The organism is Brevundimonas bullata (genome assembly GCF_003350205.1).
Classification (GTDB): Bacteria; Pseudomonadota; Alphaproteobacteria; order Caulobacterales; family Caulobacteraceae; genus Brevundimonas; species Brevundimonas bullata.
On record NZ_QLLC01000053.1, the window covers coordinates 1 to 13,568 of the forward strand.

Here is a 13,568-nt window from a genome sequence, read left to right on the forward strand (position 1 = left end):
CTCCGCCATAGCCCTCGCCGCTACAGTGCTCTTTTGGCTATGAGTCCTGAGCCTACTTTCGCTGTATTTAGTTGTTGCTAAGAGGCACTGACCTCTGTCGTCGCCTCAATGCTCGCGCCCCGCCCGCCATAGGGTCTGGGTCAGGGGTTCCAGAAGATAACTCAGGGCGCTGCGCGAGCGCAGAGGCACCAGGACCTCGGCGGGCAGACCGGCGCGCAGGCCCGTGTCGCCTCGAATCTGGCGGATCTTGTCCAGTTCGGCGGGCGGGACCACGATCTCGATCTCGAAATATCGCGCGCCTGTGCGTTCGTCTTCGAAGCTGTCGGCGGAGACGCGGGTGACGGCTCCCTCCAGAATGGGCAGGTTGCGTTCCTGAAGCGCGCTGAAGCGGACCTTGGTCTTCATTCCGACGCGAAGGTCGTCGGCGTCGGTCGGCGCGGCCTTGGCTTCGACCACCAAAGCCCGATCCTGGGGCACGATCTCCATGATGGTGGCCCCGGCCGCCACCACGCCGCCGATGGTGAAGGTCGTCAGGCCCACCACCTTGCCCCCGGTCGGGGCGCGGATGATGGACCCCGCCACCTGCTCGCGCATGGCGTCCAGCTTGGGCTGGATCTCGTCCAGACGTTGCTGAAGTTCGCCCAGTTCGGTGGTGATCTCCTCAAGCCGTATCCGGTCCAGCGACACCATCTGCAGGCGGGTCTCGCCGATGGCTTCAGAGGTGCGAGCGGTGTCGGCGCGAAGCGCGCCGTACTGGCCGTCCAACTCAGAGACATTGCGCTCCATGGCCCGGATGCGGTTCACGGCGACGAAGCCGTCTGGAAGTAGGCGCTTCATTCCCTCCAGTTCCTCGCCCAGCAGTCTGGACTGCTCGCGGTTGGAGCCCATCTGGTGGGACAGGCCGCCGATCTGTTCGCTCTGCTGGCGCACGCGTTGCGACAGCACCGCCCGCTCGGTCTGGATCGAGGCGCGCCGCGCCTTCAGCAACTGCCGCTGTCCGGCCAGGGCCTCTTGAGCCAGGGCGACGTCCGCGGCGGGCAGGTTGGCGAACTCGGCAGGTTCGGTCAGTTCGCCCCGCCCGTCGCGCTCGGCGGCCAGGCGGGCGCGCCTCGCCAGCAGCGAGACCAACTCGCTGGTCATGGCGCGCTCTGACGCCACCAGTTCCGGCGTCGCCACGCGCAGCAGGGGCTGGCCCGCCCGGACGGTCTGACCTTCGGTGACATAGAGGTCGGTGATGACGCCGCCGTCCCTGTGCTGGACGACCTGTCGGTTGCCCGAGACGGCGACAATTCCGTCCGCCATGGCGCCGGCGTCCAGCGGCACGAAGGCCGCCCATCCCAGCAGGCCTACAAAGAAGGCGCCGGAAAGGATGAAGCCGAGCCGGGCCTCGCGGTGAGGGGCCGCCAGACTGGCGCGGCTCATGTCGGTCGATGAAGACTTTGGGCGGGGCAGGTCCTGCATGGCTCTATCTCGGCTTCATGTTGACGACATTGTCGCCGGCGCCCACCGCGGCCAGCGCGGCGCGGATGTCGGCCTGGGGTCCCTGACGCTCGATCGTACCGCTGTTGAGAACGGCCAGCCGGTCGACGTTACGCAGCACCGACGACCGATGCGCCACGATGAGGATGGCCGCGCCGCGCGCCTTGGCGGCGTCCATGGCGTTGCGCAGCGCCAACTCCCCCTCCGCGTCGAGGGCGGCGCTGGGTTCGTCGAGAATGAGGATGCGGGGATCGCCGTACAGGGCGCGGGCCAGGGCGATACGCTGGGCCTGGCCGCCCGACAGCCCCTTGCCCCCGGCGTCGAGCATGGCGTTGTAGCCGCCCGGCAGATGCAGGATCATCTGGTGGGCGCCGGCCATCTCCGCCGCGGCCACGACCTTCCGGTCGATCGCTTCCTGGTCGCCGTCGAGATCGCCGGCGAACCGGGAGATGTTCTCACTGATGGTTCCGGCCATCAGGCTGCTGTCCTGAGGGAGATAGCCGATATGGCGGGCCAGGGCCTCGGGGTCCCAGTCGGCGTAGCTGGCTTCGTCGATGCGGATATGGCCGCCGTCCGGCGCAAGGGCGCCCGCGACCACGCGCGACAGGGTGGACTTGCCGGCGCCGGACGGGCCGATCACGCCGAGGATGTCGCCGGGAACCAGCCAGAGCGACACCGAATGCAGCAGAAATGCCGTGCCCTCGGGGTTGCGCACGCTGACGTTTGCCAGTTCGACATAGCCTTCCGGCGGCGGCAGGATCAGGGTGTCGCGGACCAGGGGCTCGGTATTGGTCAGTAGGGTCTTGAGCACGCCCAGGGCCTGACGGGCCTGGACGATGGTCGGCCAGACGCCGACTGTCTGTTCGATCGGCTGAAGGGCGCGGCTCAGCAGCACCGAACCGGCGATGATGGCGCCCACTGAAATCTGACCGCTGACGGCGAGCCAGGCCGCCGCGCCCAGGGCCAGGGATTGCAGCGCCATGCGCGAGAACTTCACCAAGGCGGTGTAGCGGCTGCCGGTCAGTTGCGCCTCGACCCCGCCCTCCAGCGCCTGGGTCCGGGTCTCCAGCTGACGCGCGACCATGGCCCGGCGCATGCCCAGGGCGCGGACGACTTCGGACATGCCTACGGCGGCGTCATGGGCGGCGTGGGCGTTGGCGGCGGCGCGGTGGCTTTCCCGGGCGCCTTTTCGGGTGCTGCTGGCGTTGGCCAGGGCCAGCCCCGTCAGAACGCAGCCGCCGACGATGATCAGTCCGCCCAGCAGCGGGTGGATCATGAAGGCCACTATCAGGTAGATCGGCGTCCAGGGCACATCCATCAGGGCGATGGCCGCCGGCCCGGCCAGGGCGGTGCGCAGGGCGTCGAAGTCCCGCATGGCCTGGGCGGTCGAGGGCTCGCCCGGCGTCAGCCGCTTGCGGATCATCAGGCGGTCGAGGATTTCTCCGGCGAGCAGATTGTCCAGCCGCAGCGCTGCCCGGGTCATGATCCGGCTGCGCATGGCGTCCAGCGCCGCCAGGGTTGCCAGGGCTATGCAAACCAGAACCGTCAACCAGAGCAGGGTCAGGACTCCGCTGGTAGGCACCACTCGATCATAGACCTGCATCATGTAGATGGTCGGGGCCAGATAGAGGATGTTGACCAGGGCGCTGAAGAAGGCGGCCAGCCAGAAATAGCTTCGGCACGCCGTCAGCGCATTGTCGAACGGCTTGGGGATGTCGCCCAGTACGATCTTCACAGTCACGTCTCCCTACCGGAGGCGCCGGCCGCGCCGAGGAGCGCGGCCCGGCGGGGATCACCCGAAAATGTATCCGTCGTCATCGTTCCGGTCGCTCTCGAACATGACGGCGTCGAAGAGTTTGAAGATGTGATGGCCGGGTTCTTCGTTCAGGCTTCTGAACTTCAGGCCCCCTGGCGACCAGTCAGGCCAGGCTTCGGAAATCCTGGACCCGAACGGCCGTCCGTGCGGGATGACGAAGTCGTCCATATCCGGATCGATCATGCTCGACAGGGGGACCTGCATCCCCATTTCTCCGGTGGGCAGAGAGGCTTCGTGTTGCGTCGCCGGAGCGAGGCCGGGCGAACCGTCGAGGATGAAGGCGCTCGGCGTGAGGCTGCCGCTTGCGACCCCGTCCAGCAGCAGGGTGCGTCCGCCGATCGTCACGCTGGCGCCCGATCCTGCCGCGCCGATGGCGACCATTGAGGCGAAGCTTGCCGCGGTCACGCCGAGGCCGCTGAGATCGATCTTGTCCGTCCCGACCTTGAAGTCGGTGATCCGGTCGCCGTCGCCGAAGGCGAAGACGTCGTCGCCAGAACCGCCGGTCAGGACATCGTCGCCGGCCCCGCCGTCCAGGCGATCATCGCCGGAACCGCCGCTCAGATGGTCGTCGCCCGCGCCGCCCTTCATGACATCGTCGCCGGAGCCGCCATAGAGGAAGTCGTCGCCGTCGCCGCCGGTCAGGGTGTCGTCGCCCGACCCGCCGTTCAACGTATCGTCGCCGTCGCCCCCGACCAGGGCGTCGTCGGCGGAACCGCCGCTCAGAACCTGGTCCACGGGCGGCGTGACGGGAACGACGACAGGAGGAAGGCCGGTGTCGACGCCGTCATCATCGTCATCATCATCATCATCATCATCGTCGCCGCCAGGCTGGCCCGTATCGTCGTCGTCATCGCCGGGAGGAAGGGGGCTGTCGTCCTCCTCCTCATCATCATCGCCGGTAGGCGGCGGGTTCGGCTGGAAGATGTGCTCGGGCAGGTCGGTCAGCCCGGTGTTGCGCATGATGATCTCGGAGAAGGTCAGCGCCTGCCCGTCGTTGAACAGGGAGTCGTCGAAGATCTCGAGATAATAGAGCCGGTCGCCGTGCTGCAGCCGGTTCAGCTGGTCCAGGAAGATGTAGCCGAAGGTGGAGCCGAGCTGGCCGTGGCGGGGCTTCTCGGACAGGCCGCCGACCCACAGGTCCATGCTGGCGAAGCCGTCCGGGTAGGCCGTCTTGAGCTGTTGCAGGGCTTCGTTGGACAGGCCGTTGCGCGCCTGGAAGTCTGCCCAGCCCGTATAGGGACGCAGGCTGGCGTCGCCGGTCTTGGCGTAGAGTTGTTCGCGAACGGCGTTGAACGGCGGGATGCCGACGTCGCGTCCGCGGAAGATGTTGAGCGCGGCCAGATCCAGCGGCCTTCCGACCAATTGGTTGCGCAGGGCGTTGACGATATCGACGTCGATAGCCTCATGCGGGGTCGCGGCGGCGCCGAGCAGCAGGGCGTCCAGGCCGATGCCGGCGAACGTCGCGGGGTTCAGGAAGGCCTGCACCAGCGAGATTTCTTGGGTCGTTCCGTCAGCGTCCACATAGCGGACGGTCTCGTTCTGCATGGAGTGGCCGAAGCGGTAGGCCGCCTGGGCGAACTCCAGCGAGATGGAGGCGTCCACCGTCGGATCATAGCCCTCGAAGCCATGCTCATCGTCGTCGTCCAACCCGCCGGCCATGGCCTGGGCGAACTCGGTGAAGACGACCCGCTGATACTCGGCCACGTTCATGATGCGCGCGGCTTCGAAATACTGTTCTTCGGTCCAGGCGCCGTTGGTCGATTCCTTGAGCCGGTCGACCCAGTGGTTGTGGTTGCGCTCCCAGATCGTATGGACCGAGAGCAGCATGACGTTCTCGTTGCCGCGACCGTCGCCCACCACGTAGTAGTGGCCGATAGCGTCCAGATCGAGCACAGGACCGGAGCCGGGCACGGTCTTGTAAACGGGCACGAAGTCGATCAGCAGCGGCTGGCCTGTGCCGTCGTAGTTGCTGATGTCCTCAGCCGTCAGTTCCTGACCGCCGGTCATGATCCGGTAGTTGGCGCGGATGTCGTCCAGCGTCGGCAGGTTGGCGCGGCCCGTGGCGTCAGGCGCGCCCCTCAGCAGATAGGCGGTCTGGAGCGGTTGACCGTCCGGGCCGACCACCCATTGCCGCAGCAGGTCGGTGATCGCCTCATGAGAGCCGTAGGCCTGGTTCTGGTCAACGAAGGGCGAGGTGTCGTTGAGGTACTGGGCCGGGATCTCGTCGCCCGTATTGGGCACGCCGTCGGGATCGACGCCGGTTCCGGGCACGATATTGGCGCGCGGCGCCGAGATCGGGAAGGAGGGCGACCCGATCGGCATATTGCCCGGCGCGCCCTTGTTGATGAAGTCCAGGCCGTGATCGAAATACTGGCCGAAGGCGGTCAGCAGGGCGGTGCCGCCGAAGGCGTTGGGCGCGCTCTCCTCGACGCCGTCGCCGTCATTGTCCTGGTTGGAGATCAGGTCAGAGATCTGACGCGGTGTCAGGGTGGTCTGGCGCACGCCCGAAGCGCCGTCCGTATAATAGGGGTCGGTCAGGCGTATGAAGGGCTGGCTGGCGTTGGCCAGATACGGATTGGCGACATTATTGCCCAGGCCCGAAGAGTCCCGGATCTGGCCGTCTCGCACCATCTGCAGCAGATCGCTGAAGTCCTCCTCGTCCATCGGCAGGTCGAAGGCGCTGTTGGACGGCGGCAGGACGACACCCTCGGCGGCCAGGCTCGGCGTGCCGAAGTAGGTGACGGTGTGGGCGCTGCTCGCCAGCCGGACGCTGCCGTCTGGATTGTAGGTCTTCACGTAGTCTCTGAACGCCTTGCCTTCGGCCAGTTCGATCACATCCTGGGGCCGCAGGGCGCCGACAATGGTGTCGTTGCCGCCGTTGGAGCGGAGAACGACGCGGTGCGCGGACTCCATGCCCGTGATGTCGAGGGTGTCGCTGCCCCCGCCGTCATTGATGGTGATGGTCGAGAAGCTGAGGCTGGTCGGGTTGAAGTCGCCGCGAGTGGTGACGGTGTCGTTGCCCAGGCCGGTGTTGATGATGATTTCCTCGATATTGTCGAGCTCGGCGATCACCGCGCCATTCCGGGTCACGACGATCTCGGTCTCGGGACGCAGGCCCAGGATGCCGTCGGCCAGCGCCGCGACGCGGGAATAGACGACGAAGGCCTCGGCCGTATTGTTGCCTGTGACCGTGAAGGTGTCGGCGCCGGCGCCGCCATCGACGAAGTCCTGGCCGTCGCCGGCATTCCACAGAATGGTGTCGTCGCCGCCGCCGGCGAGGATTACGTCGTCGCCTTCCGCTGCGTCAAAGGTGCTGGCGGCGTCATTGCCGATCAGGATGTTGGCCGCATTGGTGCCGCCGATGACGCCGGTCACGTCGCGGGTAAGCGTCACCGTCGCCGTGTCCGTGGCGTTTCCGGCGCCTGAGCCGTCATTGCCCGTATAGACGAAGGACCCGCCGGCCCCGCCCGTGTCGGTCACGCTCACGACGCCGCCGGCGCGGGTGGCCGTCAGGCCGTTGGTGTTGCTCAGCCCGGTCATGGCGATGGCGTCGCCGTCGACGTCGACGTCGTTGCGCAGCAGCACCCATTCAGGGATTGCGAAAGACCCGGTCGCGACGTTGGTGATCACCGTGTCATTGTTGACCGCCGGCTGGTCGTTGACCGCCACGACGTTGACCGTGGTGCGGGCGATCTGGCTGGAGAGGAAGCCGTCATTGACGCTCACCTCGATGATCCGGTCGACCGTGCCGGGGTTCTGCGAGGTGTTGCGGAACTCGACGGCCTGAAGCGCCGCCTGCCAGTTGGCGATGCTGGGTTCATTGCCGGTCAGGGTGACGATGATCTGACCCGGAACAGAGGTGTCGATCGTGCGGGTGATGTTTCCCGGCAGGTTGACCGGCACGTCGAAGGCGTCGCCCGCCTGGGCGTTGGTCAGGACCACGCGCGCCGAGACGATCTGTTCGTCCTCGACGATCAGCGGACCGGAGGCGATGCTTTGATCGGCGCCGTTCTCGGTGAAGGTGGTCTCATAGTCTCGGTTCGCCGACTCCGTGAAGGTGATGGTCAGATTGTCGATGTTGACCGTCTCGGTGGCCGCCGAAATGCCGGAGGTCACGAAGCGGATGAAGGCGTTCTGGGTGAAGGGGCCTTCGAGCGCGATGTTCCTGTTCGCATTGCCGGTCGTGCCGGTGATCTGGTCGATCTGGACCATCGCCGCTTCGGTGCCGTCCCGCGAGAAGAAGACCGACACGGTCTCGCCGGGGTCGAGGCCGTTCTCATCCACGGAATAGGCCACCGAGGCCGACAGCTTGCCGCCCAGTTCCACGGTGCGCTGGATCTGCGCGCCATCGCCTTGGGTGAACTGCAGGACGTTGTTGTTGCCGCCGTCGATGCGGATCTGGCCGGTGGTGACGCCGCCGCTGTCATTGGCTTCAACCCAGTCAGGGTTCCAGGGCGCGCTGCCCGTCGAGGCGCCCAGGTTCGCGGTGTTGAAGTTGTCCGCGTACTGCCGAATGACCTGTTGCAGGAAGAGTTCCGGCGGCGAGAGGCTGACGTCGCCATCGGCGAAGCGCAGCACCTCGATGTTGCGGATGGTGTCGGTCCCGTCGGACACGCGGTTCTGACCTGTGGCGGGATCAATCGCCCCGACGGTCTGCGCGCGGTGGAAGATGGTCACGGAACCGTCAGGGTTCGAGGTGATGTCGTAGTTGGCGCGGACATCCCAATAGACGGCGACGTCGTCGCCGCTGTCGTCGTGCTGGATCTCGCGCACGATGTGGAGCTGGCTGGGCGCAATGGCGCGATCGAGCATCCAGACCGAAAGGGGTTTGGTCACGCCGCCCAGCGTCACATTGTCCTTGAGGCTGTTGATCGTGGCGATTTCGGCGCCGGCCGTGTCGCGGATCGAGATCCGCACATTGAGCCAGGCGTCGCCGTCGATCACGTCGTCGCCGCCGCGGCCTTCAATGACGTCGCTGCCGCCGCCGCCCAGCAGGATGTTCCCGCCGACGAAGACCGACTTCACGTCGCCAGTGCTGTCGGCCCAATAGGGGCGGATCGTCATCAGATTGGGGGTGATGATCTGGTCGAGGCCGGCGATGCGGTCGATGCCGGCCTGGTCCAGTTCGTGGCCGGTCATGTCGCCCTCGGCGCCGGCGAGGACATTTCCAGCGTTCGTCGGCGCAGCGCGGTTGTCGCCCCAGAGCCGGTCATCCTTGTTCCAGCCGGACAGGGCTTCGACGGCGTCGAAACGGTCACGCAGGATATCGGCCTGGTCGGTGGTGAAGATCGGTTTCGTCAGATCCGAGTCGGCGGCAATCGCGCTGCCTTTATGGATCGCCCAGTCGAAGCCGAGCATACCCTCGTTGCGCATGACGCTTTCGCCCTGGACCATGATGTCGTCGCCGGACTCGGCGTCGAAATCATGCTCGTCCGAGCCCGCGAACATCACGTCGTGACCGATGATGGTGGAGTTGAAGAACAGCTCGGAATTGTCGCCGGCGGTGGTGTCGAAGCCGCCGCCGCCCTCGATCCAGTCGTCGCCCTCGTTGCCCATCAGGAAGTCGACGGCGTCGCCGCCCAGGATGAAGTCGTCGCCCAGGCCTCCGAACACCTCGGTGTCGTCGACGCCGACGAAGAAGACGTCCTTGCCCGAGCCGCCCATCAGGATGTCGAGGCCGTTGGAGTTGGCGATGACGTCGTCGCCGCCTTCGCCCTTGAGGAAGTCGCCGCTGTCGCCGCTGTCGGTGATGATGTCGTCGCCGTCGCCGCCGTTGACCAGGTCGACGCCCGCGCCGGATTCGATGCGGTCGTTTCCGGCCCCGCCCCAGATGGAGTCGTCGCCGAAGTCGGTGATGATGGTGTCATTGCCGCTCGTGCCGCCGACCGAGGCGTGTTCTCCGCCGGTGAAGCGCAGGAAATTGGCCTCCACGGCGCCTGTCAGGGGATCGTCGCGCTGAACCTTGCCGCGTCCCATGCCCTCCAGCACGGGATCGTTGCCGAGCGGGTCGAGCCCCAGTTGCATCGCGGCGTTGACCTCCAGATAGAAGTCGTAGTTGGCGAAGACATTGACCCCGAGGTGGCGGTCGATCACGTCGTCGCCGGTGCCGCGAATGCCGTCCGGTCCAGGGTCGGCCAGGGCTGAGTTGTTCATGATCAGCTTGGCGAAGGCGTTTTCTTCCAGCTGGTTGAGGAAGTTCAGCCCCTGGGTGCGGGTCAGGTAGTAGAAGCGGTCGCCGTCCTGCAGGTTCTCCAGCTGAGCCTCGAAGACGGCGTTGAAGGTCGAGCCCAGCATGCCGCCAAACGGCATCTTCTTTTCGGCCAGACCCCCGATCCAGAAGTCGATGGCGTTGACGCCGGTCGTCGCGGCTGGACCGTTCAGCCAGGCGATCCGGGCGGCCCTGTCGGACAGGGATTCGCCTGCGACGCCGAACACCAGATCCCAGGCCGCCGCCTGCTTGGCCGCCGAGGTGGTCGCGGCGGTGATGCTGGCGTGGACGCCATAGGCGGCGATGAAGTTCACCACCGACAGGGGGTTCTTCAGGTTTGCGGCGAAGTCGACCCAGTTCTTGTAGGGCTCCAGGAAGGTTGAGCCGGTCGCGGCGTAAAGTTGGGCGCGGGCGTCGTTGAGCGATGGGATTCCGGCGTCACGTCCCCGCGCGATATTGATCGCCGGCAGGTCCAGCGGCAGGCCCAGCAGGTTGTGCGCAGGGCGCCGGTGACGAACTCGTCGATCTCGCTGCCGCGCACGCGGGTCATGCCGGCGATGATGGCGGCGGTAGCCTCGTCCGCCGTACCCAGGGCGTTCATGGCTCCAGGGTTGAGGAAGGCCTCGATCAGCCCGATCTCGCTCTGGGCGCCGGTGTTTGCATCCACCAGGCTGATGTTCTCGGTCAGCATGGAGTGCCCGAAACGATACACGGTATGGGCGAACTCGGCGAAGATGCTGGGGTTGATGTCGGTCGTGCTGTTGAAGACGAAGGGATCGATCAGGGGCTGAACCTGACGTGCGAATTCTTCGAACACCAGGTGCTGGTACTGCATCTCGGTGGCGAAGCGCGCCGCCTGGAACAGCCGTTCACCGTCCCAGTTCAGCGTGTTGGCGAAGGCCAGTTGATCCAGGGCGGACAGGGAGGCGAAGTTGCCGGGCAGTCCGGGGATGTCGGTGGCCAGCCATTCATTGATGAAGGCCATGTCCCCCGACTGCAGGATGGTCAGCTTCTGGGCTTCGACCTGCCGGTTGTGTTCTGAATGGAAGACGTGGTGGACGGCCGTCAGGCCGATGTTTTCATTGCCGCGTCCGTCGCCTGTGACGAAGTGGGCGTCCAGAAGCTCGTCGTCATAGGCGACCTTGCGGCCGCGGAAGTCGGTGGCGATGGTGTTGCCGGCCACGTCGTCGCCGTCGGCTTGGACGACCAGGACGCCGGGCGTCGAAGGATCGCCGTCGGCGTCGTAAACCGAGCCGGGGACCGCATTGTGAGCGATGTCGTCGAGGAAGGCGTGAGAGGTGCGGACCGGGCCGAAGTAGTCCACGCCGTTAATGGTCACAGGCGTCGTCGCCATGGCGATCAGGTTGATGGGGTTGGCGGCCGTCCCCGAGATGACGATGTCGTCGCTGGTGTTGGGAATGCCGTCAGCGCCGATGCCGACGATGACCTGGGCGTAGCCGGTGGTCGGGTCGGGGATGAAGCGGCCATAGGGGTCGGTGCGCAGCAGGGGGACGTTGAAGACGTCCTGATCGCTCAGTTCGATGCCCAGCATGGTCCGCGCCTGGGCCTTGACGTCGGCCCAGGTGCTCAGGCCGCCGTTCGCGCCGTCCAGCAGGTGGCCGGTGGCGACGGTTCGGCCGTTCACCGTCGCATATTCACGCAGGAAGACCTGATGCGAGGGGTGGGAGGTATAGGTCTGGTTCTGGTCCACGAAGGGGGTGGTGACATTGACCGCCTCCTGGGCCGTGTCGTCGGCGGTGCCCATGATCCCGTCGGCGCCGGGGCCGGCCACCGGGGTGGCGCGGGTCAGCACCATGAAGGCGTTTTGCGCAGAAACCTCGTCGCCGGTGCCGGGAATACCGTCGGCCCCGTGGGTACGCAGCGGGTCGTCGGGCGCCAGGGGGATGTAGATGGTCCCGTTGCCGCCCTTGGTGATCAGGTCCAGCCCATGATCGAAGAACTGGCCGAAGAAGGTCATCCAGCCGTTGAAGGGCGCGCTCAGGCCTTCATCCGCAGCGACATTGGGAATGACCAGCGAGCCGTTTTCAGCCTCCAGCCCCTTGGCCTCCAGCACCAGATCGAACTGGGCCTGGGCCGCGTCGCGCGCCGTCTGTTTCGCGGCCTCGTCGAGGCCGGCGTCGGCGTTGATGGCGACAATCGTGCTGATGAGGGTGGTGTGGGCGGCGCGCACCACGGCCAGGTCGCCATAGACGTCCGCCGAGCCGGCAAAGGTCAGGGCGGCGACGATGGCGGCCGGATTGTTGAAGCTCATGTCGGCGACAAGGTTCGAGATCAGGCGTGGGTCGGCGTCCGCGACATTGCCTGAGTGCCCGCCGTTGAGGCCTGGCGTCGGCGCGCCGACGACGCCGTAATCGTTGTTGCCGACGGTCTGGCCGCCGCCCAGCGCCATGCTGTCGTCGCCCTCGTTGATGAAGTTGGGGTTCAGCAGCCTGGGCATGGGCTGGTTGGACGCGCCCCAGAGTTCGCGGCCTTCGATCAGGTTGTTGTAGCTGCCGTCCACCGTGCGCAGGCCGAACGGCGTCTTGGCGTCCGGTATGGCCAGGGGCAGGGTGGGGTCGAAGCTGGCCGAGGTGTACCAGCTCCGGTCGGTGATGACCCGACCATTGGCGTCCAGACGGATCTCCGTCAGGGGCGTGCCGTTGGCGTGCGCCTCGGCGATCTTGATCTGCTTCAGGATGAATTCCAGATCATGTTGAACAAGCGCGACCATCTTAGCCTCCGGGGCGGAAATGCCTGGGGGAGGGCCGTTGGTGATCTGGGCTCCGCGCATGATCGATCTGGTCGTTCGATGCGCCGGGGCGGAGACAGGCCTCCCGTTCCAGCGACTATCGGCCGATCGCCGAGGGGCGTCGATTTGGCCAGGCGGACTAGGCCTTCGCGGTTGCGCGCCAAGACCCGGCCGTTCGGACTAGGACCTCTGTATTAGTCTCATGGCGTCTCTAGGTTGACCCCGGCTGAAACGAAAACGGCCCCGAAGATCGCTCTTCGGGGCCGTTTCCAATTTTCAGTGCGGAAGGATCAGTCGTTCTTGCCGAAGACCGATTCGGCGGTCGGCTCGGCGCCGGGGCGCACGCGCTCTTCCGGGACGAACTCGGGCTCTTCCGGCTCGGCCTGGATCGACTGCAGGGCGGCGCCGCCGTTCTTGGCGTCGTCCTTGGCCTTCTTGTCGGCGGCCTTCTTGACGATCTCGTCCAGTTGCAGCTGACCGATCAGGCCCAGGGTCACGGGATCGACCGGCTTGATGTTGGCGGAGTTCCAGTGGGTGCGGTTGCGCACGGTTTCGATGGTGGACTTGGTCGTGCCCAGCAGCTTGGCGATCTGGGCGTCGGTCACTTCCGGGTGGTTGCGTACGAACCAGGCGATGGCGTCGGGGCGGTCCTGACGACGCGAAACCGGCGTATATTTGGGCGCGGTCTTGGACGGCTTCAGCAGCTCGGCGTGGCGGCTGACCACGGCCTTCATGCGGTAGTCAGGGTTGTCCTGCGCCTTTTCCAGTTCTTCGCGCGTCAGCTGACCGCCCGTGACCGGGTCCACGCCGCGGATGTCGCGCGCCACGTCGCCATCGGCGATGCCGCGCACTTCCAGCGGGTGCAGGCCGCAGAAATCAGCGATCTGCTCGAACGAGAGCGAGGTGTTGTCCACCAGCCAGACCGCGGTGGCCTTGGGCATCAGGATGTCGGTCATGGGGCGTGCGTCCCGGCGTTTGCGGCCCGAAAATCGGGCGTTTGAATCGACGGCGCCCGACCTTTCGGCCGGGCGCTGAGATTTCTGTATAGGCGCTTTCGCGATAAAAGAAAACGCTGTCCGAATGGCACGTACAGCAAAGGTTCATCGAGAATGTTGAACAGTCGGGCTTGTGGTGCGTTGTGCGCCAAAGGATCAGGAAGGACACCTCCATGAGACAGTTCGCGATTATCGCCGCCAGCGCAGTCATGGCCTTTGGCGGCGCCGTCACTGTGCCGTCGGGTTCGGCGGAGGCGCAGGCTCAGGCGCGGGGCGCCCCGCGCGGTAGCTACGCGCAGAGCTGCACAGGCTCCTACGTCA

5 protein-coding genes are annotated in these 13,568 nt (G+C 66.1%); all 5 read right to left on the reverse strand.

The genetic code is table 11. The features are described from left to right. Positions 1 to 105: 105 nt before the first annotated feature. Positions 106 to 1,461 carry an HlyD family type I secretion periplasmic adaptor subunit gene (locus DXK21_RS15620; RefSeq protein ID WP_114818694.1) on the reverse strand — a complete coding sequence of 452 codons (1,356 nt, stop codon included), beginning with the start codon at positions 1,459 to 1,461 and terminating at the stop codon, positions 106 to 108. A 4-nt stretch (positions 1,462 to 1,465) separates the two neighbouring features. Next, a complete protein-coding gene (locus DXK21_RS15625; protein ID WP_211306059.1) occupies positions 1,466 to 3,214 on the reverse strand; it encodes a type I secretion system permease/ATPase in 1,749 nt (582 codons plus the stop codon). Between the two features lie 57 nt (positions 3,215 to 3,271). Then, on the reverse strand, positions 3,272 to 9,820 hold the full coding sequence (locus DXK21_RS16805) for a peroxidase family protein (protein ID WP_211306060.1): 6,549 nt from the start codon (positions 9,818 to 9,820) through the stop codon (positions 3,272 to 3,274). 14 nt (positions 9,821 to 9,834) lie between these two features. Beyond that, complete coding sequence (locus tag DXK21_RS17080; protein WP_211306061.1) at positions 9,835 to 12,234, reverse strand: peroxidase family protein; 2,400 nt, start codon at positions 12,232 to 12,234, stop codon at positions 9,835 to 9,837. A 308-nt stretch (positions 12,235 to 12,542) separates the two neighbouring features. Continuing rightward, positions 12,543 to 13,208: a DUF1013 domain-containing protein gene (locus tag DXK21_RS15650; RefSeq protein ID WP_114818696.1), complete on the reverse strand. Its 666-nt coding sequence runs from the start codon at positions 13,206 to 13,208 to the stop codon at positions 12,543 to 12,545. Between the last annotated feature and the right edge of the window lie 360 nt (positions 13,209 to 13,568).

Coding starts and splice junctions, on each gene's coding strand:
- DXK21_RS15620 (WP_114818694.1), bottom strand. CDS start 1,461: ATGCAGGACCTGCCCCGCCCAAAGTCTTCATCGACCGACATGAGCCGC.
- DXK21_RS17080 (WP_211306061.1), bottom strand. CDS start 12,234: ATGGTCGCGCTTGTTCAACATGATCTGGAATTCATCCTGAAGCAGATC.
- DXK21_RS15650 (WP_114818696.1), bottom strand. CDS start 13,208: ATGACCGACATCCTGATGCCCAAGGCCACCGCGGTCTGGCTGGTGGAC.